Origin of the sequence: Winogradskyella sp. MH6 (assembly GCF_022810765.1) — a bacterium.
Taxonomy (GTDB): Bacteria; Bacteroidota; Bacteroidia; order Flavobacteriales; family Flavobacteriaceae; genus Winogradskyella.
On the sequence record NZ_CP094494.1, the window covers coordinates 2,851,841 to 2,875,435 of the forward strand.

At 32.5% G+C, this 23,595-nt stretch carries 23 protein-coding genes; 10 read left to right on the top strand and 13 right to left on the bottom strand.

The window, feature by feature from the left end; translation table 11 throughout:
* Positions 1-92: 92 nt before the first annotated feature.
* The 5 genes from ppdK (at position 93) to MST30_RS12800 (ending at position 9,323) form a co-directional block, all read left to right on the top strand.
* The gene (gene ppdK, locus MST30_RS12780) at positions 93-2,825 is read left to right on the top strand and encodes a pyruvate, phosphate dikinase (protein ID WP_243471792.1); all 2,733 of its coding nucleotides are present in this window, start codon (positions 93-95) and stop codon (positions 2,823-2,825) included.
* Positions 2,826-2,971: 146 nt separating this feature from the next.
* A complete protein-coding gene (locus MST30_RS12785; protein WP_243471793.1) occupies positions 2,972-3,334 on the top strand; it encodes a DUF4870 domain-containing protein in 363 nt (120 codons plus the stop codon).
* A gap of 238 nt (positions 3,335-3,572) precedes the next feature.
* Positions 3,573-6,398: a sensor histidine kinase gene (locus MST30_RS12790; RefSeq protein WP_243471794.1), complete on the top strand. Its 2,826-nt coding sequence runs from the start codon at positions 3,573-3,575 to the stop codon at positions 6,396-6,398.
* Between the two features lie 4 nt (positions 6,399-6,402).
* Positions 6,403-7,155, top strand: coding sequence for a LytR/AlgR family response regulator transcription factor (locus MST30_RS12795; protein ID WP_243471795.1), 753 nt, complete (start codon positions 6,403-6,405; stop codon positions 7,153-7,155).
* A 104-nt stretch (positions 7,156-7,259) separates the two neighbouring features.
* On the top strand, positions 7,260-9,323 hold the full coding sequence (locus tag MST30_RS12800; protein WP_243471796.1) for a T9SS type A sorting domain-containing protein: 2,064 nt from the start codon (positions 7,260-7,262) through the stop codon (positions 9,321-9,323).
* Between the two features lie 129 nt (positions 9,324-9,452).
* Here MST30_RS12800 and dnaN read toward each other — a convergent pair whose 3' ends face one another.
* From dnaN to MST30_RS12835, 7 genes are all read right to left on the bottom strand, one after another.
* The gene (dnaN, locus tag MST30_RS12805; RefSeq protein ID WP_243471797.1) at positions 9,453-10,571 is read right to left on the bottom strand and encodes a DNA polymerase III subunit beta; all 1,119 of its coding nucleotides are present in this window, start codon (positions 10,569-10,571) and stop codon (positions 9,453-9,455) included.
* A gap of 90 nt (positions 10,572-10,661) precedes the next feature.
* Positions 10,662-12,326, bottom strand: coding sequence for a gliding motility-associated ABC transporter substrate-binding protein GldG (gene gldG, locus MST30_RS12810; RefSeq protein WP_243471798.1), 1,665 nt, complete (start codon positions 12,324-12,326; stop codon positions 10,662-10,664).
* Positions 12,313-12,813 carry a hypothetical protein gene (locus MST30_RS12815; RefSeq protein ID WP_243471799.1) on the bottom strand — a complete coding sequence of 167 codons (501 nt, stop codon included), beginning with the start codon at positions 12,811-12,813 and terminating at the stop codon, positions 12,313-12,315. The genes gldG and MST30_RS12815 overlap by 14 nt, the downstream gene beginning before the upstream one ends.
* A complete protein-coding gene (gene gldF / locus MST30_RS12820; RefSeq protein WP_243471800.1) occupies positions 12,810-13,532 on the bottom strand; it encodes a gliding motility-associated ABC transporter permease subunit GldF in 723 nt (240 codons plus the stop codon). The genes MST30_RS12815 and gldF overlap by 4 nt, the downstream gene beginning before the upstream one ends.
* 6 nt (positions 13,533-13,538) lie before the next feature.
* Positions 13,539-14,036: a hypothetical protein gene (locus MST30_RS12825; protein WP_243471801.1), complete on the bottom strand. Its 498-nt coding sequence runs from the start codon at positions 14,034-14,036 to the stop codon at positions 13,539-13,541.
* The gene (locus tag MST30_RS12830) at positions 14,033-14,329 is read right to left on the bottom strand and encodes a putative quinol monooxygenase (RefSeq protein ID WP_243471802.1); all 297 of its coding nucleotides are present in this window, start codon (positions 14,327-14,329) and stop codon (positions 14,033-14,035) included. The genes MST30_RS12825 and MST30_RS12830 overlap by 4 nt, the downstream gene beginning before the upstream one ends.
* Before the next feature lie 3 nt (positions 14,330-14,332).
* On the bottom strand, positions 14,333-15,169 hold the full coding sequence (locus MST30_RS12835) for an SAM hydrolase/SAM-dependent halogenase family protein (protein ID WP_243471803.1): 837 nt from the start codon (positions 15,167-15,169) through the stop codon (positions 14,333-14,335).
* Positions 15,170-15,290: 121 nt separating this feature from the next.
* Here MST30_RS12835 and MST30_RS12840 point away from each other — a divergent pair, with 121 nt between their 5' ends.
* Positions 15,291-16,244 (top strand): PhoH family protein, encoded by a 954-nt coding sequence (locus MST30_RS12840; RefSeq protein ID WP_243471804.1) that lies wholly within the window; start codon positions 15,291-15,293, stop codon positions 16,242-16,244.
* Positions 16,244-17,200, top strand: coding sequence for a phosphoribosylaminoimidazolesuccinocarboxamide synthase (locus MST30_RS12845; RefSeq protein WP_243471805.1), 957 nt, complete (start codon positions 16,244-16,246; stop codon positions 17,198-17,200). The genes MST30_RS12840 and MST30_RS12845 overlap by 1 nt, the downstream gene beginning before the upstream one ends.
* Here MST30_RS12845 and MST30_RS12850 read toward each other — a convergent pair.
* From MST30_RS12850 to rlmD, 4 genes are all read right to left on the bottom strand, one after another.
* Positions 17,197-17,721, bottom strand: a complete 525-nt coding sequence (locus MST30_RS12850; RefSeq protein ID WP_243471806.1) for a DinB family protein — start codon at positions 17,719-17,721, stop codon at positions 17,197-17,199. The genes MST30_RS12845 and MST30_RS12850 overlap by 4 nt on opposite strands.
* Before the next feature lie 62 nt (positions 17,722-17,783).
* Positions 17,784-18,539 carry a DUF6048 family protein gene (locus MST30_RS12855; RefSeq protein ID WP_243471807.1) on the bottom strand — a complete coding sequence of 252 codons (756 nt, stop codon included), beginning with the start codon at positions 18,537-18,539 and terminating at the stop codon, positions 17,784-17,786.
* Complete coding sequence (locus tag MST30_RS12860; protein ID WP_243471808.1) at positions 18,505-19,056, bottom strand: DUF6452 family protein; 552 nt, start codon at positions 19,054-19,056, stop codon at positions 18,505-18,507. The genes MST30_RS12855 and MST30_RS12860 overlap by 35 nt, the downstream gene beginning before the upstream one ends.
* Positions 19,057-19,059: 3 nt before the next feature.
* Positions 19,060-20,511, bottom strand: coding sequence for a 23S rRNA (uracil(1939)-C(5))-methyltransferase RlmD (gene rlmD, locus MST30_RS12865; protein WP_243471809.1), 1,452 nt, complete (start codon positions 20,509-20,511; stop codon positions 19,060-19,062).
* Positions 20,512-20,748: 237 nt separating this feature from the next.
* Between rlmD and rocD the strand changes: the two genes are divergently transcribed.
* Entirely contained in the window at positions 20,749-21,990 is a 1,242-nt protein-coding gene (gene rocD / locus MST30_RS12870; protein ID WP_243471810.1) for an ornithine--oxo-acid transaminase, read from the top strand.
* Positions 21,991-22,063: 73 nt separating this feature from the next.
* On the opposite strand, the gene MST30_RS12875 is transcribed toward rocD, so the two are convergent.
* Together MST30_RS12875 and MST30_RS12880 are read right to left on the bottom strand one after the other, a co-directional pair.
* Positions 22,064-22,426, bottom strand: coding sequence for a CCC motif membrane protein (locus MST30_RS12875; RefSeq protein ID WP_243471811.1), 363 nt, complete (start codon positions 22,424-22,426; stop codon positions 22,064-22,066).
* A 12-nt stretch (positions 22,427-22,438) separates the two neighbouring features.
* Positions 22,439-22,738, bottom strand: coding sequence for a DUF2752 domain-containing protein (locus MST30_RS12880; protein ID WP_243471812.1), 300 nt, complete (start codon positions 22,736-22,738; stop codon positions 22,439-22,441).
* A gap of 90 nt (positions 22,739-22,828) precedes the next feature.
* On the opposite strand from MST30_RS12880, the gene MST30_RS12885 reads away from it, so the two are divergent.
* Both MST30_RS12885 and MST30_RS12890 read left to right on the top strand, forming a co-directional pair.
* A complete protein-coding gene (locus MST30_RS12885) occupies positions 22,829-23,056 on the top strand; it encodes an LPXTG cell wall anchor domain-containing protein (protein WP_243471813.1) in 228 nt (75 codons plus the stop codon).
* Positions 23,043-23,594 (top strand): DUF8465 domain-containing protein, encoded by a 552-nt coding sequence (locus tag MST30_RS12890; RefSeq protein WP_243471814.1) that lies wholly within the window; start codon positions 23,043-23,045, stop codon positions 23,592-23,594. The genes MST30_RS12885 and MST30_RS12890 overlap by 14 nt, the downstream gene beginning before the upstream one ends.
* Position 23,595: the final 1 nt, after the last annotated feature.

Sequence of the window (23,595 nt, forward strand, 5' to 3'; positions counted from 1 at the left end):
AATTGAGAAGAAAACATGATTAATATCATAATCTATAGTGCGCGCTCTTAGTACCTTTAATGGTATATATAGAAACTAAAAATTTCATAATTATGGAACTCGCAAATAAAACAAAAACAAGGGTTTATACCTTCGGTAATAAGAAAGCCGATGGTAATAGCTCCATGAGAAATTTGCTAGGTGGTAAAGGTGCCAATCTAGCAGAAATGAGTGCAATTGGTATTCCTGTGCCTCCTGGATTCACCATTACTACAGAGGTTTGTACAGAGTACAATCAATTAGGGAAAGACGAAGTTATCAATCTTATTAATAGCGAAGTAGAATTAGCAGTGGCCAAGATTGAAAAAACCATGAACACCAAATTTGGTGATGCTAAAAATCCGTTGTTATTATCAGTGCGTTCCGGAGCTAGAGTTTCTATGCCAGGAATGATGGATACTGTATTGAATTTAGGCTTAAATGATGATGTCGTTGAAGGTCTTGCTAAGAAAACTAAAAATGAACGCTTTGCTTGGGATTCATATAGACGCTTTGTACAAATGTATGGTGGTGTTGTCATGGGAGTAAAAGCTATAAACAAGGAAGATTTAGATCCTTTTGAAGAAATTATAGACAATTTAAAAGAAAAACGTGGTATTGCTTTAGATACTGAGTTTACGGTTCAAGATTTAAAAGATTTAGTTTTCGACTTTAAAAAAGCAATTTACAGACGTATAGGAAAAGAATTCCCAGCTAATCCTTGGGATCAACTATGGCTAGCTGTTATGGCTGTTTTTGATAGCTGGAACGGAAAACGTGCGGTTTATTATAGAAATATGCATGATTATCCTGCAGATTGGGGAACAGCTGTGAATGTGCAAGCTATGGTATTCGGAAATATGGGTGAAAATTCAGGAACTGGTGTTTGCTTTACTCGCGATGCAGGTTCTGGTGAGAATTTATTTAATGGTGAGTATTTAATCAATGCTCAAGGTGAAGATGTGGTTGCAGGTGTTCGTACTCCTCAACAAATCACTAAAATTGGATCTCAACGTTGGTCTGAATTAGCACAAATCACCGAGAAGCAAAGAAAAAATTCTTATCCTTCGTTAGAAGAAGTTATGCCAGAAATTTTCAAGGAATTAAATGACTATCAACAAATCTTGGAAAACCATTATCGTGATATGCAGGATATGGAATTTACCATTCAAGAAGGTAAGTTGTGGATTCTTCAAACACGTAACGGTAAGCGTACTGGTGCAGCTATGGTAAAAATCGCCATGGATTTATTAAAGCAAAAAATAATATCTGAAGAAGAAGCTTTATTAAGAATAGAACCTAATAAATTAGATGAATTATTGCATCCTGTTTTTGATCCTAAAGCTTTAAAATCTGCACATGTTATTGCTCAAGGTTTACCAGCTTCTCCTGGTGCTGCTACTGGTCAATTAGTATTCTTTGCTGAAGATGCTGATAAATTTAAAAACTCAATACTTACAAGAATTGAAACTTCTCCTGAGGATTTAGAAGGTATGAATTTGGCTAAAGGTATTCTAACAGCTCGTGGAGGTATGACATCGCATGCTGCTGTAGTTGCCAGAGGTATGGGTAAATGTTGTGTATCTGGTGCAGGTGCTTTAAAAATCAACTATAAAACTAAAACCATGTGGGTAGAAGGAAAAGAATATCACGAAGGTGATTGGATTTCTATCAACGGATCTACAGGTAATATTATAGATGGTAAGGTAGCTACCATAGAGCCAGAATTAACAGGTGAGTTTGCTGAAGTAATGAAGTTGTCTGATAGATACAGCAGTATGAAAGTACGTACCAATGCAGATACTCCAGAAGATGCTAAAGTAGCACGTAATTTTGGTGCAACAGGAATTGGTTTAACACGTACCGAACACATGTTCTTCGAAGTAGATCGTATCAAAGCGATGAGAGAAATGATTCTGTCTGACACCGTTAAAGGTCGTAAACAAGCATTGGCTAAACTGCTTCCTATGCAACGTGAAGATTTTGAAGGTATTTTTGAAGCTATGGAAGGTCTTCCTGTAACTATTCGTTTATTAGATCCACCTTTACATGAGTTTGTGCCTCACCAGTTAGCTACTTTAAGAGAGTTGGCAGATGAGATGCATGTCTCTTTAGAATCTGTTAAGATTAAAGTTGCGGATTTGGAAGAATTCAACCCAATGTTAGGTCATCGTGGTTGTCGTTTAGGAAACACATATCCTGAAATTACAGAAATGCAAACACGCGCTATCATTGAAGCAGCCTTAAACTTGAAGAAAAAAGGCATTGAAACCAAACCAGAAATCATGGTGCCATTAGTTGGTACTTATGATGAGTTTGTGGCTCAAGAAACAATTATTAGAACTACAGCAGAAGCTATTTTTGCTGAAAGAAAAGATAAAGTAGACTATTTCGTAGGAACCATGATAGAGATTCCTCGTGCAGCGCTCTTAGCAGATAAAATTGCTAAACGAGCCGATTTCTTCTCTTTTGGAACCAATGATTTAACACAAATGACCTTTGGTTATTCTAGAGATGACGCTGGTAAATTCTTACCTATATATCTTGAACAGGGTATTCTTAAACACGATCCATTTGAGGTATTAGATCAAGAAGGTGTTGGACAGTTAGTAACAATGGGTACACAGCGAGGCCGTAGTACAAACCCTAAATTAAAAGTTGGAATTTGTGGAGAACATGGTGGTGAACCATCTTCTGTAGAATTCTGCTACAATAACGGTTTAGATTATGTAAGCTGCTCTCCTTATCGAGTTCCAATTGCGAGAGTTGCTTCTGCACAAGCAGCCATTAAAGCAATACTAAGCTAACATTTTCTTTTTGTATTAAAACTTCCTAAGAACTTTCTTAGGAAGTTTTTTTTGCATTAAACTTTAGCATTTTAAACTAAAAATTAGTTAAAATATGTAACATATTGAGATTGTTTACGTCATATAAGTGTAAATAAATTAATATCATGGAATCTAATTATCATACGCTTAAACGCACAGACAATCAATTATTGGTTATTACTCATCTTGCACAGATGTTAACCTATGTAACAGGATTTGGTGGTTTAATAGTACCGCTAATTCTTTGGGCAACACAAAAGGATAGAGTAGATGGCATGGACGAGCATGGTAAGGCTATAATAAACTTTCAATTGAGTATAATTGTTTATTGTATACTTAGTGTACCACTTATACTTTTATTTGGATTAGGAATATTACTTCTCATATCAATAGGAATTTTGTCATTTGTAATGCCAATTATAAATGCCATAAAAGCTAGTAATGGAGAATTACCTAGCTACCCATTATCTCTTAGTTTTATTAGTTAGTTAGCATTTCTGAAATACTTCAGAGTTAAAGAGATAGTCGAAAAACGCTCACAGAAATGTGGGCGTTTTTGTTTGTTTAGAAAAAAAACAAGCAATTACAGAAAAATCAAATTTAGTTTAGGTAATTAAATATTATGTTTGTTTTTGCTTAGTTATGTTCAATAATTTTAGACATATTTTATTTCTTTTCCTGTTTAGTTTTTCATTGGCTTATTCTCAAAACCCAGTGATAGAACACATGTCTAATATCTCTAATTTGCCTGATGTAGAATTTTATGATATTACAGAAGATAACGCACATTATATTTGGCTTGCAGCAGATAAAGGTTTGTATCGTTACAACGGCAAAACTTATGAGCGCTTTAGCCACCCTAAACAAAAGGCAAATTCCTTATTTCAATTAAAGTTGGACACTAATGGAAAACTTTGGTCAAACAATATTTACGGTCAAATTTTTTATGTTGAAAATGATAGTTTAAAGCTTTTTTTTGATGCTAGTAAATTAGTAAAAGGACAATTAGCTCCTTATGAAATTTCAGAAAATACCATCAGATTATTTACTGTAACAGGAATTTACGATATAGACAAAACCACAAAAAATATTACTGAAGTTTTTGAAGGTATGTGTATTAGTAATGCTAATGATAATCAAACTAATTACACATTTGCAATCAATTTTGAAGGTGAAATAAAACGCCATCGTTTATATAAATTCGAAAATAAAGAAGCTGTAAAAATTCTAGAAATAACAAGTACAAAGCGTATACAATCTCCTAAATTATTCGCTTTTAAAGAGTTTGTTTTATTAACGCACAATAGCGCAAATGGTAATATTATTTATCGTGTTGACAAAGTGAAAAACACATCAAAAAAACTAAAAACACCTTCTAGATTAGAGAACGAAACCATTTACAACATTTTAAATATTAAAGACAACTATTGGTTTTTAACAAGTTCTGGTGTATTTGTATATTCATTTAACGACGATAAGTTTACGTTTAGAGAACAACTTTTCATTTCAGAATCTATTACAGATGTGCTAATAGATTTTAACAACAATTACTGGTTTACAACTTTAGATAACGGTGTTTTTGTATCTCCAAATCTAAATATAAGACACGTAGAACTAAGTAATACCGAAGCTAAAGTAACAGCATCTGTTGCCCTGCAAAACAATGATTTTGTATTAGGGACAAACAATGGAAAGCTTTTGTTTTACAACCAAGATCAACTTGTAAAAACACTTCAATTATCTGGTAAAAAGTTTATTGGTAAACTTTATTTCGATGCTGCAAAGCAACAATTAATAGTTAGTATTAATGCTTCTGATTCTTTTGTGATAGATTTAAAAACCTATAAAATTAAAGATGTTGCAAATACTTTTTCAGTAGCAAAGACCTTTTCAAAAATTGATGAGAATACTTTGTTTTATGGTAATTACAGACAAGGTGTCGTATATAAAAACCCATTCACTTTACCCATAAAAAACAGCATTCGTAACAGTCGTGTAAAGGCATCTGCAGTAATCGATAATTTATTGTTTGTATCATATATCGATGGATTATATAAATATGATTTAAATACATTTTCTTCTGAAGAAATTAGATTTAAATCAAATAATTTAATGGTTAATGCAATTGCTAAAAGTGATACTGTAATTTGGTTAGCAACGCAGCATAATGGGTTATTACAATTAGAAAATGGCATTTTAACTAAACTAGAAATACATTTACCTGAAAATCTTCAAATTAACAATATAAAGTTTGATGACAATGTATTGTGGATATCAACCGATTCAGGCTTATTTCAATACAATATCAAAACTAGTGTTCTAAAGTCCTTAAGTACTCAAGATGGTCTAAACACTGCGGTAAACGATTTTCTCATTCTTGATGATAAAATTATTGTTACATTACCAAAAGCATTTTATATACTTCCTAAAAAAGACGGTCTATTTAAAGCATTTAATACTTCAGATGTTAGGATAGAAGAAATAAGTATTAACGACCGTGATACGTTGGTGCAAGCCAAATACAGGTTGCCTTATAATTTAAATAAAATCGCAATTAAATTCAACTCAAACGGATTTCAAACCAACCAACATGTCAATTATCAATATCGAGTAAAACAGATAGATACAAGTTGGAAAAGCATACCATTAAACACACATTTTGTTAATTTTAATAGCTTGTCTAATGGTACATATACGTTTGAGCTTAAAGCCCAAAATGTAAGTGATCAAAGTCCAGTTTTTGCGACACCAATAACTTTTGTAATTGCTAAGCCGTTTTGGGAAACCTACTGGTTTTATGCCCTTGTTTTATTTGTTTTTCTGGGTTTGTTCTGGTTATATTTTATAAGGCGATTAAGGCAAAAAGAAGCACAACGCATTGCTGAAATAGATAAAATATTAATCGATAAAAAAATCACGAATTTAAGATTAGAAAACCTGCGATCTCAAATGAATCCGCATTTCATCTTTAATGCTTTAAATTCCATTCAAGATTACATCATTTCAAATGAAAAAGAATTAGCGAGTTCGTATTTGGTAAAGTTTAGCCGATTGATTAGAATGTATTTAGAATACAGTCAGCAAAACGAAATTACTTTAGAAGAAGAATTAAAAGCCTTAAAGCTTTATTTAGAGTTAGAAAAGGTTCGTTTTGAGGATGAATTAGAATATGAAATAGTGATTGATAACTTGTTAAAAACCAATAAAATAAAAGTTCCGTCATTATTCATTCAGCCGTATGTTGAAAATGCCTTAAAACACGGATTGTTACATAAATCTACAGACAGAAAGTTGAAGGTTGAAGCAAAAATTATTCAGCAAAATAAATTGCAAATCATTGTTGAAGACAACGGCATTGGTAGAGCGCAATCCGAAAAGCTAAAACGACCAGACCAACAGCACAAACCTTTTGCAACTAAAGCAAATGAAGAACGTGTACATCTATACAAAAACAAGTTAAAACGAGATATAACCATTGCTATTGAAGATTTGCAGGATGAAAATCAAATACCTTCAGGTACAAAAGTGGTTATAACCATGCCAATAGAATAAGAAAATGAAAGCGATAATCATAGACGACGAAAAGCGCGCCAGACATTTATTGTCTAATTTAATAACAGAACATTGCTCAAGCATTGAAGAAATTTATGAAGCTTCAGATTTAAAATCGGGTGTAGATTTAATTAAAACAGAGCATCCAGATATAGTGTTTTTAGATATTGAAATGCCAAACCAATCAGGTTTAGATATTTTAGAATATTTCCCTAATCAGATAGATTTTAAAATCATTTTTGTAACAGCATATAACCAATATGCAATAGAAGCTTTTAAACTTTCAGCAGTAGATTACTTACTTAAACCTGTTGATATTACAGAACTTAAAGAAGCGGTTATAAAAGCAAAAGAAGCTATAGAAGCCAACAATTTAAGTGGTCAGTTAAATAAGTTACGAGACTCTTTAAGGCAACTATCAATGGATAAAATAGCTCTAGAAATTCCTAAAGGAATTCTTTTTGCATCGCATAACGACATTGCTTATTTTGAGGCAGATGGTATGTACACCAACGTACAATTGGTAGAAGGAAAGCAAAAAACCATTTGCAAACCGTTAAAGCATTTTGTAGAGCAATTATCTAAAAACGCTATGTTTTTTAAGTGTCATCGTTCGTATTTAATCAACTTAAAATATGTAGACGAATTGGTGAAAGACGATGGTGATTATTTACTAATGAACAATCAAAAGCGCATCCCAATTTCAAAATCTAAACACGATCAGTTTTTAGATGTGATTAAGGAAACGTTTATGTGATTTTCATTCAGAAAGAAATTAGAGCTATTCAGAAAAAAGCAAATTGAAAACCTTACATGTAGTAGTTGTTTTGTAGTTGAAAATAATAATAAATCTCGACTAAAATGAAAAAAACATTACTCTTATTTACAACCTACCTATGTTTGGGAGTGTCTGCAATTTTTGCTCAAAATGTAAACATTCCAGATTTCAACTTTAAAAATTATTTGTTAAACAATCCTGCAATTAATACAAATTCTGATACGGAAATTTCGGTAGCTGAAGCGCAAGCTTTTACAGGAACAATATCGGCTACAAGTCTAGGAATCACAGACTTAACAGGAATTGAAGCTTTTGTAAATATAACTACATTAGAAGTATATTCAAATATTTTAACATCATTAGATGTTAGTAACAACACCAGTTTAACACGATTACATTGTGCAAATAACCAAATAACCACAATAGATGTTAGTGGTATTCCGACATTAAATCAAATTCATTGTCAAAATAATCAGTTGGTAGAATTAAATTTAGCTAATGGGAACAATGCTAATTTTACGTATATGAAATCTTACGGAAACCCAAATTTAACGTGTATTCAACATGATTCTAATTACACACCTTCATATACTAATGCTGGTCAGTATGCACAAGGATGGACAAGAGATGCAAATTCTAGCTATTCTTCTAACTGTAATTATGGACCTGTTTATGTAGATGCTAATGCTTCTGGAGCTAATGACGGAAGCTCGTGGATTGATGCTTATACAACAATTGATGCAGCATTGGCTGTAGCAGGTCCAAATAGAAAAATATGGGTAGCTAAAGGTGTTTATAAGCCTTCAGCTCAAAACACACCTTTAGAAATAAATGATACTAGTATTTCTATTTATGGAGGTTTTGATGGTACTGAAACTCAATTATCAGATAGAGATTTAACACTAATAAATACAACTAATGCAACTGTTATTACTGGTGATATGAATGGAGATGATATTGATGGTGATTTTACATCTAATAAATCTGATAATGCCGATAGATTAATTTTAGTTGATGCTACAAACATTACTATTGATGGTTTTGTTTTAGAAAATATTTACGATAATTCAAGTAATGCTCTTAATCAAGATAACGGAGTTATTTATTCAAGATATAGTGGTGCTTCAACTTGGATTGAAAATCTGAGTATAAAAAATTGTAGTTTTAAAAATAACTATAGTAATGATTTTTTAATTAAAGGATTTGGTTTAAGAGATAATTTTAAACTTTACAACGTAAGTTTTACAAATAATGTAAGTACTGGACAAAGTATTATTTTATTACATACAGATCGCTTTAATAATATTTATGCAGATTTTTCTAATGTTCTGTTTGCTGATAATGAAACCAAGTTTTCTGTTATTAATGCATATAGAATTCCTGATGGCTCATTTATCAACTACAGAGACTTAGATTTAATAATATCTAATTCATCTTTTATTAATAATAATGTAGTAAATGTCAATAATACATCTTATGGACAGGCTATTATCATGGGATCTGATAATACTAGAGGACACTTAGAGATAAATAACTCTATCTTTTTTGGCAATACGTTAAACGGAGTTTATGCAGACAGAGATATTTCTTATGGTACTCAAGGTAATCATTATGAATTAGTAATTAATAATTCAATAACTCAAATTACCAACAATGGAGGTGCATCAGGAGCTTTTGCAGCACCAATATTTAATAATGTTCAAGATTTAGATCCAAATACTGTTTCACTTAATTTAAGTACAGATTATAAACCAACAGCAAGTTCATCTTACATTATAGACCAAGGCGACAATACTTTATACGATACTGCTTTATTTGGTGATTTAGATTTATCAGGTAATGATAGAATATTTAACACTACGATAGATTTAGGAGCTTATGAATACAATTCTACATTAGGAATTGATGCTGTTTCTTTAAATACAAATTCAGTAAAACTATACCCAAACCCTGTAAGTGATAGGTTATTTATTAAGTCTACAGAGCAAATTGAAGGCATATCTATTTACAATATTAACGGTCAACTTATAAAGCAAGCTATTGAAACTACAAATGGTATTGATGTATCTGTATTACCTTCAGGGTTATACATGATTCAAATCAAAACCTCTAACAATACTATTAATCAGAAGTTCCTTAAGGGCTAAGTTGATGCTACTTCAACTTGATTTAGCGCTCACTTTTGTGAGCGCTTTTTTTATGAACAAAAAAAAGGCTTACCATTACAGTAAGCCTTTTTAATAAGTAAATGTTGAAATAGCAATATTATTATAAGCTTAGTTATTTAGCATTACTGGCATTACTAGCATAGTTACATGCTCACCTTCATCTAACCCATCAACTGGAGTTAAAATACCAGCTCTGTTTGGTAAACTCATTTCTAACTGAACATCATCAGAGCTTAAGTTATTAATCATTTCTGTTAAGAAGCGAGAGTTAAAACCAATTTGCATATCGTCACCTTGGTAATCACATGTTAATCGTTCTTCTGCTTTGTTGCTGTAATCAACATCTTCGGCAGAGATATTTAACTCAGCACCAGCAATTTTTAAACGGATTTGATGCGTTGTTTTATTAGAGAAAATACTAACACGACGAACAGAATTCAAAAATTGTGTTCTTGCAATAACAAGTTTGTTTGGATTTTCCTTAGGAATTACCGCTTCGTAGTTTGGATATTTACCATCAATTAAACGGCAAATTAACACAGAATTATCAAAGGTAAACTTAGCGTTAGATTCGTTATATTCTACTAAAACGTCTTCCTCATTTCCTGCTAAAATTCCTTTTAAAAGATTTAAAGGTTTTTTAGGCATTATAAATTCAGCAGATTCTGTTGCGCTGACGTCATCTCTAGTATATTTTACCAATTTATGAGCATCTGTAGCTACAAAGGTTAAATTATCTTGAGAGAACTGAAAAAACACACCACTCATTACAGGTCTTAAATCATCATTACCTGCAGCAAAAATAGTTTTGCTAATTGCTGTAGCAAGAATGTCTCCCATTATGGTTGTTTTGCTGGCATCTTCTACAGAAACAGCATTTGGGAATTCAGCACCATCAGCATAAGCTAAAGCATATTTACCATGATTAGAACTGATTTCTACGGTATTGTTTTCTTCAACCACAAACGTTAATGGTTGCTCAGGAAACGTCTTTAACGTATCTAATAATAAGCGCGCTGGTAAAGCAATGCTACCTTCAGAATCACTTTCTACATCAATTGTAGAAGACATTGTTGTTTCTAAATCACTAGCCGAAATCGTAAGTTTCGATTGGCTTAATTCAAATAAGAAATTATCTAAAATAGGTAATGTGTTACTGTTATTAATAACACCTCCTAATACTTGAAGTTGTTTGAGTAAATATGTACTTGAAACTATGAATTTCATGCTTAAAATGTAAAATTTTTAAAATTTAAAACGTATCCTACAAATATATCTTAATAGAAGGGTTTTGTAAAACAAACTTATTAACAAATTCTAGGTGTATTTCTTCTTTCTGAAGAAGTTAAAAGCCAAACCAAAAAGACCAAGTAGTGCCAATGGTAATGCAATGTTTAAGAGCTGCCAACTACTGCTTTCTTCCTTTATTTTATCTTCATCAAGGTAAGCAACGCTTATTTCTTTGGCTCTAATGTTTATAAGTCCTGTGTCGTCTAAAAGATAATTTACCGTGTTAAGCAAGAATTCTTTATTACCATAAAGAAAGCCTCTATAATCTACACCGAGTTCTAATGGTCTTCTTTGTCTAACATCATTTTTTATAATGTCACCATCTGCAATAACTACCATTTTGGTAGATATACTTTTAGATTGAAAGTTCTTCACCTTAAAAGGTAAAATACGTTGGTCGTATACAGAGGTAAATTCACCCTCTAATAAAACAGCCAAATTTTGTGGGCCAGAATTATATAAACTCTCATCGGGAGATTTGGTAACATCATTTAGAGATATACCAGTTGGTACACCTTCTAATCTAGATTTAGGGGAACTTTGAAGCAGTATTGTTTTATCAACATCATTTTTAAGTGTGTCTATAGGACTTGTAAAATCAAATCTAACAAGCTCTAAGTTTTTAGTTATAGGATGGTCTTGATTTGATGCTGCTAATGGTGCATATTGCCATTGAATTGGTTGCAATTGTGCTTGGCTACCTTCACCTATAGCTAACATAATGGGAGCAGAGTAGAGGTCTTTTACCAAACTAGGATTTACCCTTACACCATATTTAAAAAAGAAATCATTAAGGTTAAGATCTCGCATGATAGAAACAGAAGAGCCAGAATTATTATACAGACTATCCTTATCCATAATAACAGATTCGGTAAGCCATAAGCTTTTGCCACCTCTCATGGTATACTGATCGAGTACCAGTTTTTCTTCTTCAGAAAAAGCTTGAGTTGGTTTAGCAACAACTATTAAATCGTATTGCTTAAGTTTATCTAAAGTACCTTGAGGATTAGAACTAACACTATCTAAAGTAAACGGAGCAATTTTGTAGTAAGATTGAGCGGTTTGGAGAAAGTCTGCTATATTTATATCAGCGAGTTCTCCATTGCCTTTTAAAACCGCAATGGTTTTGGATTTTGAATTTACAAGCTTGCTAAAAGCATCCGCAAAAGCATATTCTAAACCTTGTACTGAGTTATTGATTTGTTCTGATAGATCTTGAGTAATGCTCTTTTTTAATAACGGGATTTTTACCGTCTGACCTTTATAGCTGGCAAATGCCCAAGGAAAAATAATCTCTTGTGTTACTTTACCAGTGCTATTATCTGTGTTAATATAGGGTTCTAATCCTGTGCGTGTAAGTTCAGCAATAATTTGTTCTCTGGTAGATTCATCTTCAATTGGGTCGATGTAGTTAACCCTAATGTTATTGGTTTTAAGTTGAAATTCTTCAATGATTTGACGTACTTCGGTTTGAAGTAGTCTAAATTCTGAAGGAAATTCACCTTCTAAAAAGATATCAATTACTAATGGAGAATCTATTTTATCTATAATAGTATTTGTGGCATCAGATAATGTATAGCGTTTATCCTTTGTTAAATCAAAACGACCATATACCGAACTCGATATAGCGTTTACTATTACGAGCCCAGCCAATACAATGAGTATGTAAATTAGACTTTTATTCTTTTTCATTGCTCTCGTATGAAATTTCTTCTTGATAATGCCTTAATTCTTTAACTTTACCATCCTTAAAAATGACTTCTACACATTCTTTTTCACCGTTAAATGCTCCTGGTTCAATACCTAAAGCATAGTTCCATTTATTATTGTCGTGATTTTTTAAACTATCACTCCATGTTAGCCATTCGTATTTTCCTAGAAGGGAAGTAATTTTTTCTTTTGGGACTCCTATAAGTGTATCAGATTCAATTGTATAGTCAATCATTTCGTAGCGTAGAGCTGGTTTTTCAATCCATGCTTCACTATCAAAATATTTCTGGTGATGGTAATTACTAACAATATTTACAAACGGATAAAACAAATAGAAATACACAAAAGGTGTTAAAATTAGGCTTATCAATCCTGTCAGCCATTTGCGTTTGTCTACAGTATTCAAAAACAAAAAGAGTAGTATAAAAACTACTAACATAAATATGACTAAAAAAGGTGTTATAATCATTGTTTCTGAATTCTAAGTTTTGTGAATATTAAAAAGGCCAAAGCGATGCTTATAAAATAAACTAAATCTCTAGTGTCAATAACACCACGACTCATACTGTTGTAATGCGCAGACATACCGAGATTTTCCATATACACTAAATCTCCAAAAACATTGTAGTTTGAAAGCCCTTCGAAACCAAAATACATAAAGAAGCATATAAAAACAGCAATGATAAACGTAACGATTTGATTATCTGAAAGCGTTGATGCAAAAACTCCAATGGCTGTATATGCAGCAATGAGGAATAATAGCCCAAAGTAAGATCCAATGGTGCTTCCCATATCTAAATTACCTTCTGGATTACCTAATTGGTAAACAGTATATACATATAAAAGTGTTGGAATTAATGCCAATAAAATGAGAATAAAAGCACCAAAATATTTGCCCAACACAATTTGAAAATAAGAAATAGGTTTGGTGACTAATAGCTCTAAAGTACCTTGCTTTTTCTCATCACTAAAACTACGCATGGTTACAGCAGGAACTAAAAAGATAAGAATCCATGGTGCTAATAGAAAGAACGAGGATAAGCTTGCGACACCATTATTAAAAATATTGAAATCACCTTTAAATACCCATAAAAACAAACCGTTTAATAATAAAAACACACCAATGACCAAATAACCAATTGGCGAGGCGAAGAAGGTGTTTATTTCTTTTTTTAGTATTGCGAACATACTTATCTAGTAATCAAATATATTTTTACTTATAAATTTGTTTATTAATTCAGTGTCAGAACTAACAGGTTTTCTAGTGCTCAAGTTAACTCTAATAAATGGGTAACAACTTCCACCATCCAAAACATTACCAATTATGTCTTTTTTCCAATTGCCAATTTCTTTAGGCTTGTTTGTTGGATTGCACATAAAAGATATTTCTACAATCTTATTCATATTATCATCATAATGCGCAAAATATTGTCTTACGTAGGTATTGTGTTCTAATCTTTTCCTTCCTTTAAGACCTAAGTAATCGGCTTTTAATTCTCTATAATACTTAAGGGTTTTAATATCTTTTTCTATAATATTTTCTATCTCTCTTACTTCAGTGTGACTTAATTCAAAATAAGATTCATCATCATATACTGTTGTAAATATTGCATATTCATCACCAGATATTATCCCTGTTTTATTTCCGCAGCTTAAAGTTAAAAACAGTAAAAAAAAAGCGATTTTTTTCATTTTAAACTTACCAGTTTATCCACACTCCAAGCTTCAGGTTTAGCATTAAACAGAGGTTTGGTTTTGGCCCAGACACTTTTAAATAAATCAGAATGTCTGTAATTATTCAAATCGTTTTCAGACTTCCAATAACTATACGTAAAAAAGATGTTGGTATTGTTCTTATCGCGATATAATTCTAAAAAATTACAACCTTCAAACGCTCTTATTTTATCTTTATTAGCTTCAAAATTAGCCAAGAATTCTTCAATCTTAGACGGTTCAAAACTCATTTTTACAATTCTTACTAACACTACTTAAGATTTTAAAAAGTTTACCGTTACTGTATCCATTGTTTTTAATCCCATAAGGGTTGAAGCACTGCCAACAGTACTGCAATTACTTTTATAAACAGCGATTTCTAAATAACCAGACGAATTGAAAACCACTAGGCCTTTGCCTTCATCATTTCGTTTAGATTCTTCAATTTCAAAATTTACTATATCACTATATCTGCCATATATTTTAGTAAACTTATGGTTGCGTGCATAGATTTCGTATGCACGAGTTTTCTGTATATCTTCAAAAAACTTCTTTTTTATGTTTGTAACAACGTTACCATAATTATCTATGTATATAACACTTCCTATAATTTGATTTTTGTCATCATTCACAAATGGATTCAAATTTTTTATAGGCTTAATAGTGTTAATAACTTTTCCAATAACCTCAAGCGTACCTCCTCTGGCAATATGGCAAGCGACTTTTACAAAGACATCGAGAACCGGGAAATTAGTTTCAATCTTATCATGAATATTAATCTCAACAATTTTCTCTGGAGCTATTTCTGAGCAAATCATGCTCATTATACCATTGTTGGCACATATAAAGTAATGGTCATCTAACTTAACTGCAATGTGCTTATTTTCAGGGCTTAACTCAGAATCAATTCCTACAATATGAATTGTTCCTTTTGGAAAACTACTGTAAGCATTTTGAATGATATAAGCCGCTTCAGAAATATTAAAAGGGGAAACAGAATGGGATACATCTACGATTCTAACCTCAGGTAATTCACTATAAATAGCTCCTTTAATCGCACCAGCAAAGTGATCTTTTTCTCCAAAATCAGTGGTTAAAGTGATAATTGCCATGGATTAATTGTTGATATTTTTTTTAGAATTGAGGTTGTAAAATTGTTAGATTTGTTTGTACACAATCGTTACACAAAACTAAGAAAAGAAAACAGATTAACACACTAAATTAATTAGCCTTTTGAACGAACTTATTCTAGAATTAGAAGAAATTACCCCAAAAGAATTCTTCGGTGCCCAAAATGCCAACATTGAACTACTAAAAAAATACTTCCCTAAACTGAAAATCGTTGCTCGTGGTAACAAAATTAAAGCCTATGGTGATGAAGATTTACTAGAGGAGTTTGATACACGTATGATGATGCTAATGAAGCATTTTGGTAAGTACAACAAGCTTGATGAAAATGTGATTGAGCGTATATTAACAAGTAACAGTAGCGAAGATTATTCTACTTCTGCTTCAAGTGGTGAAGTTATTGTACATGGTGTAGGTGGTAAGCTGATAAAAGCACAAACGGTTAATCAAAGAAAACTGGTAGAAAGCATACGTAATAATGATATGGTTTTTGCTATTGGTCCTGCTGGTACAGGTAAGACCTATACAGGTGTAGCGTTGGCTGTACAAGCACTAAAGAATAAAGAAGTAAAACGAATTATACTAACTAGACCAGCTGTTGAAGCTGGAGAGAATTTAGGGTTTTTGCCTGGTGATCTTAAAGAAAAGTTAGATCCATATATGCAACCTTTATACGATGCTTTGCGCGATATGATTCCACACGAAAAACTCGAAAGTCATATTGAAAAAGGTATTATACAAATTGCACCATTAGCTTTTATGCGTGGTCGTACATTAGATAATGCTTTTGTAATTTTAGATGAAGGTCAGAATACAACGCATGCACAAATGAAAATGTTCTTAACACGTATGGGTAAAAACGCCAAGTTTCTTTTAACAGGAGATCCTGGTCAGGTAGATTTACCACGTCGTACCATTTCTGGTTTAAAAGAAGCTTTATTGGTTCTTAAAAACATTGAAGGTATTGGTATGGTTTATTTGGATGATAAAGATGTCATTCGTCATAAATTAGTTAAGAAAGTAATTGCTGCATATAAAAGTATAGAAAACAGAGATTAATGAGTCAGAATAATACTATAACGGACACAAACTTTAATTTTCCAAATCAAAAAAGTGTTTATAAAGGAAAAGTAAGAGAAGTTTATAACATAGACGATGAGCAATTGGTAATGATTGCTACTGACAGATTAAGTGCTTTTGATGTTGTGATGCCTAAAGGAATACCTTATAAAGGGCAAATTCTCAACCAGATTGCAACCAAAATGATGAAAGATACTGAAGATTTGGTGCCAAATTGGTTAGTGGCAACACCAGACCCTAACGTTGCGGTAGGTGATTTATGTGAACCTTTTAAGGTTGAAATGGTCATAAGAGGTTATATGTCTGGTCATGCGGCACGCGAATATAAATCAGGTAAACGTTTGCTTTGTGGAGTCCCTATGCCTGAAGGAATGAAGGAAAATGATAAATTTCCAGAACCGATTATAACTCCTGCTACAAAAGCAGAAATGGGAGACCATGATGAGGATATTTCAAAAGAAGATATACTTAAACGTGGTATCGTTTCAAAAGAAGACTATGAGGTTCTTGAAGATTATACCAGAAAGTTGTTTCAACGCGGTACTGAAATTGCTGAGAAGCGAGGCTTAATTCTTGTTGATACAAAATACGAATTTGGAAAAACCAAGGATGGAAAAATTGTTTTGATTGATGAAATCCATACACCAGATTCTTCACGTTATTTCTATGCATACGGTTACCAAGAACGTCAAGATAAAGGTGAAGCTCAAAAACAGCTATCTAAAGAGTTTGTACGCCAATGGTTGATTTCTAATGGTTTTCAAGGTAAAGAAGGTCAAGAAGTGCCATTTATGAGCGATGAATACATAGAAACTGTAAGTGAGCGTTATATTGAGTTATACGAAAACATTACTGGTGAAACTTTTGTAAAAGCGGATGTATCTGATATTCAGAGTAGGATAGAGGCTAATGTTTTAGAGTATTTAACTAGTTAATATTTAGTTTTCAAAATCTCTGTATGGTGCTCAACATGATGCGCTGTCCACATTATAATCTCACGAATTGGCATTTTGCCCATTAATGGATGTGGTAAGATTAACTTGTCTAAGTTTTTATCACTTATCTTTTTTGTTTTGTATTTCAGTTTTTTGCTTTCGGTTTGCAATCTATTGAGGATGTATTGCTTTTCGTTAATTTCAGGAACCTTCATGTTTTGAGAGCCTTTGAACGTTTTTCCTTTAGCATCTTTTAATCGCTCTTCATAACGATTAACAATAGTATCATAATCTCTAACCGGTCTGTTGGCTTTTCCGAATTTATAGCGAATTAAAAATTTAGGGAGACTTAAGGCATTGTTGAGAGGAACAATACTTTGTAGCAAATGAAGTGCTTGCTGCCCTTGTGTCCATTTACCTTCGGGACCTTGAGTCCAAGCATCGTTTTGTTGTTGTTCTAACCAGTGAATTAACTCAGAATGCTTAGCATCGATAAGCTCAGCAATTTCTTCTTTATCCATAAGAGTTGATTTTAGATAAAGAAAAGATAGGGATTTTTGTTGAATGTTTATTCAGCAGTTAATTATTCTTCTTCCTTTTCCTGAACAACAATTTTGTCTTTTTTAAAGATAGGTACTAAGTAAGATATATTAAAGCCAAAGCCAACACCAAAACGACCACTGTCGTAGGTGCGATTAAAACCAGGTATGTATAGATTTTCAAAATTATCTGGTGCTGTTTCGGTAATTAAGCCTTTAAGTTGTGCATTGATACCTGCGTAAAAATTATTAAATATTTCAGCTTTTATACCAATAATAATTTCTGCCCAAATTGCTGTAAGACCAGAAAACTCTGTGCCTTCTTCAACGGTAAACTGTTCATTCCAATATTGGTTGTAAACATTGTAGATATCGTAACTATTCAAGGTTTGACTAAATGTACTGGCACCACCTCTAAAACCAACATAGATCATATTTTCCATATCTAGCCAGTTTTTGTAGAAGTTAAGGTCAATTCCTCCTTTAAAATAGCTTCCTTTGGTAGTGTTGCTTAAAACTTCGTTCTCAATGGTACGCTCTTCATTTCCAATTTCACCAGCCAGATATATTTTTTTGGTTAGACGATAGTCTCCCATAATTTCAATACCTGTGTAGTTGTCATCAAAAAAAGTCCTTGCTAATTTACTGAGGTCAGTACCTAAACGCAGTCCGTATTTTTGTTTATAAATTAAGGTGTCTTTTACGGTTTTCTTTTCTTCCTGAGCCATTGCTATTGTAGAAAACAATAACAACAGAATAATACTTTTAATGTAAGATGCGTACATGTACTGTGTTTTCATTTTCTACTATTTCTACTGTGTCAACAACTTCAAAACCACTAATCCAAGCTCCATCATCTGAAGTTTCAAAGCTTACTTGTATGTTTTTGAAAATACTTTTATAACCACAAGCTCTAGACACATATACGAATTCTGTTTCATAAGAGATTTCAATAATATCTATGTTAGAATCTGTATCTACATCTTCATCTAGTCTAAGATTGGTGTCTTTTTCTAGAATAAATCGAGATGTCGTTATTTCACCTTCATTACCAATCAATAACGGTAATTCTATTGCTGTAGCATTGGTATTGTAAACTAATGTACCTTCTGTATTATCATTAGTTGGATTATTAGCTAAGCCTTCACCATAAGCTGTTAGACGTGTTACAGGTTTGAGTTCTTCTGTTTCTGTAGCGTCATAAAACTCTACCATAAGTCTAGGTGTCGTTGGAGTGGTTTCTGCACAAATATCGTCGCGTTCGCAACTAATAAGTGCTACCAAAAGTAATAGGAATGTAAATTTTAACTTTTTCATTAATTATTTTTCAAACAAAACTACAGTTTCAATATGCGCTGTATGCGGAAATTGATCGACCAAACTTAACTTTTTTATTTGATATCCTGCAAGTAATAATTGCTCTGTATCTCTAGCTTGTGTTGCTGGATTACAAGATACATAAACCAAACGGTCTGCATTAAGGTTTATTATTTTTTTAAGGGTTTTTGGCGCAATCCCAGCTCTGGCTGGATCTAAAATAATGGTTCGTATTTTATTTTGGTATTCAGGGTGCTCAGTTAAGAACTTACCAACATCTGCTGCATAGAACTCTAAACCTTTAATATTGTTGCGCTTTGCATTTTCTTTGGCATCTTCAATAGCAGACGCAACAATATCTACACCTACAATTTTGGTGTTGTTTGCTTTGCTGGCAACAATTTGACCAATAGTTCCTGTTCCGCAAAATAAATCTAAAACAACAGTATTATCTATAGCGTCTTTATTTTCTAAAGCATAGTCTACAACTTTAGAATAGAGTTTTTCGGCACATTTAGGATTGGTTTGAAAAAAGCTCTTCATGCTAATTTCAAAGTTGAGTCCTAATAACTCTTCAACAATCTTGTCTTCACCATAAATTAGATTTATACTTCCTGTTGTAGCAATAGTTCTATCACCAATTTCATCATTTATAGTATGAAGTAATCCTGCAACTCTATCACCAAACAATTCAACTAAATAGCTGGCAAATGCATCTAAATTAAACTGATCTAAATCGTGAGAAGTTGTTACAAGATTAAAAAGTAATCTGTTTGTTTTATATGATTTTCTAACTACAAAATATCGAAAGAAGCCTTCCTTTTTTGGTCCGTGCCAAGGTGCTAAACCTGTATTCTTGCAATAGGTTCTAATGTCTTTCAGGTGGTTTTCTACGTCAGCGTCAAATAAACCAGAATCGCTATTAAGGTTATCTCCACACCACCAAAGGCCTCTACGTTTAAAACCTAGTGTAAACTCATCTACATCTGTATTGGCTTCGCGATCAAAACCAATCGCAGAAAATCCATATTCCATTTTATTACGGTAGTGGAATGTATTTGGAGAACCGACAAACGCATCAAATTTGGTTTCAATATCTTTTACCTTGCCAATACGCTTAAAAAGTTCTAAAGTACTTTGCCTTTTATACTCATGTTGTTTTTCTATTGGTAACTGAATATAAGGTGCTCCAGGAATATCCTGATACGGCATTTTTATTTCATCTTCAGAAGGTTTTAAAACATCAAGTAACTTACATTCAGCATATTTTTTGCTCGACTTTTTTACTTGTGCCTTAACTAATTGTCCAGGTAATGTATTAGGTACAAAAACTACAAATTCGCCATGTTCATTTCTAATTCTACCAATACCTTTTCCTCCAAAAGCATAATCTTCTATTAAGATTTCTATTGTCTCACCTCTTTTTACAAACTTATTGCGTTCTCGTCTTGGCATGTACTAAAATTTTGAGTGCAAAGATAGTGGCATTTTGTAAAACTCTATGCTTAAAATTGATTGTGATTATTTATATATCGTATAGAAATTACTAAATTTACGACCTCTAGGGATGATTTCTCTCCCACGCTGCTTTTTCTAGGCTTCACCATAACTTCAAAAATGGTTGCGCAAAGCTTACGAAGGAATAAAGGTAGAGCAGGAATGGTTATTTTTTCACAATTAAATTATTTTAAAATGGCTGTTTTAGACCAATTAACATCGCAACAAGCGATAGATTTAGAAAACAAGTATGGTGCACATAACTATCATCCATTACCAGTGGTATTAAGTAAAGGAGAAGGTGTGCATGTATGGGACTTAGAAGGAAAACAATATTACGATTTCTTGTCTGCATATTCTGCAGTAAACCAAGGACATTGTCATCCTAAAATTGTTGGTGCAATGACCAACCAGGCGCAGACATTAACGTTAACGTCTAGAGCCTTTTATAACGATATGTTAGGTAAGTACGAGAGGTTTGCAACCGAGTATTTTGGTTTTGATAAATTATTACCAATGAATACAGGTGCAGAAGCTGTAGAAACCGCATTAAAGCTTTGTAGAAAATGGGCTTACGAAGTAAAAGGTATTGAAGAAAATGAAGCAGAAATTATAGTTTGTGAGAACAACTTTCACGGAAGAACAACAACCATTATATCATTTTCTAACGATCCTGTGGCTCGTAAAAACTTTGGTCCTTATACCGATGGATTTATCAAGATTGAATATGATAATTTAAAAGCTTTAGAGACCGCTTTAAAGCACAATAAAAATGTTGCAGGATTTTTAGTAGAACCAATTCAAGGTGAAGCTGGAGTTTATGTACCGAGCGAAGGCTATTTAGCTAAAGCTAAAGCATTGTGCGAAGCACATGGTGTACTTTTTATTGCAGACGAAGTGCAAACAGGTATTGCCAGAACAGGAAAGTTACTTGCGGTAGATCATGAAAATGTTAAACCTGATATTTTAATTTTAGGTAAAGCACTTTCTGGTGGCGCATATCCTGTTTCTGCTGTATTGGCTAATGATAATGTAATGAACGTTATAAAGCCAGGTAACCACGGAAGTACTTTTGGTGGTAATCCTGTTGCAGCTGCTGTTGCTATTTCTGCTTTAGAGGTTGTTAAAGATGAAAGTTTAGCTGAGAATGCTGAAAAATTAGGTCAGCTTTTTAGAAGTGAATTAAACAAGTATATAGAAACTAGTACTATAGCTAAATTAGTAAGAGGAAAAGGCTTGCTAAACGCTGTAGTTATTAATGATGATGAAGATAGCGATACGGCTTGGAATATTTGCTTAAAACTTAGAGATAACGGTTTGTTAGCAAAACCTACACATGGCAATATCATAAGATTTGCACCACCTTTAGTAATGACTGAAGATCAGTTATTGGACTGTGTATCTATAATTACAAAAACTCTAAAGGAGTTTGAATAATACATAAACGCTACATAAAAAAAATACCACGATGAAAAGTCGTGGTATTTTTTTTGTTTGATTATTAGTTTAATTATCTACAACCTGCGTTTTCTGCAGCATCATATAGTTGTTGCATGGTTTCGGCTGGTATGTTTGGATTGTTTTCAAACATTCCAATATACCAATCAAAGAATTCGCAAGGATTAATAATTAACCATACAATAAATGCAACTCCAATAAAAGAGATAAACAGCGATACAATTGCGAATATTCTTGCACTTTTCATAGCAGAACCGTTGCTATATTCTTCTGGGTTGGCATTGTATTTTTTAAGTTCTTGAGTGGCAATGATAATCGCTACAATAGCAGAAATAGTACCAAGACCATAGACACAACAGCATATGATTCCTATTACAGATAAAATGTAAACTAGTGTGGTGTTAAGTTTTTGCATGAATTAAGTTAATTAGTTGATATATAGTTTTAAAATATAGTTAGTAACAGCTGCTAAAATTGTAAAGGCTGCCAAAGCTAGTTTTATTTTTTCGCTATGCTTTATTTTTATGAATAAATCAAAAATAAGAAAAGCAAAAAAAAGTAGCATAGGATAAAGAGCAGGATACATTAAAAACGAATCTACAAACTGACCTTTTAAAAATAACAGAGCAGAACGTTGTAAGCCACAACCAATACAGTCAATGCCAAAGTATTTTTTTGTAACACATGGCAACATGTAATCTTCAAGACCTTTTACAAGTAGAAACATAAAGCTAAATTAATCATTTACATTTATTTTCGATAATATTAAAATTACTATTCTATGCCTTATTTTTGTAGGGGAATTATTAGACTTAACATGAATATTTCAAGACTTATTAATCTTATTTGTATCGTTGTTGGTGGCATAATAGCGATTTATGCTCAAGCAGGCGAAGAACAAAACACTTTTCTCTTAATAGGAGGTATTGTATTATTAATGTTTGGTTTCTATAGAACATCCAGAAATATTCCAAGTAAGTATGAAAAACAAGAGGAAGACTCTTTTGTAAAATCTGAACCAATAGAAGACGATGAAGATAGGTGATATTGTAGAAACCATTGATGATGCAATTACAGGAACCGTTATACGTGTTTCTGGCACTACCATTACCGTTGAAGATGCTAATGGTTTTGAGTTTCAGTTTGAAGATAATGAGTTAATGCTAATATCCTCAAAGAAAATTTTAGACAATGCCATCTACGATACAGATATAGAAACTGTAAAAAAAGAAAAAGAAATTCCTAAACGAAAAGCATCACAATCTGTAAAACCAAAAGAACGTCATGCTCCAAAATTTGAAGTCGATTTACACATACATCAACTTACAGATTCTACAAAAGGCATGACTAATTTTGACATGATGAACTTACAATTAGATACGGCCAGAAGACAATTAGAATTTGCCATTCGAAAGCGTATCCCAAAAATGGTGTTCATTCACGGAGTAGGAGAAGGAGTGCTTAGACAAGAACTCGAAACACTTTTAGGGCGTTATAGTAATGTGCAATTTTATGATGCTGACTATAAAACCTATGGAATAGGTGCTACTGAAGTCAGAATTTTTCAGAATATAGAGCCTTAAT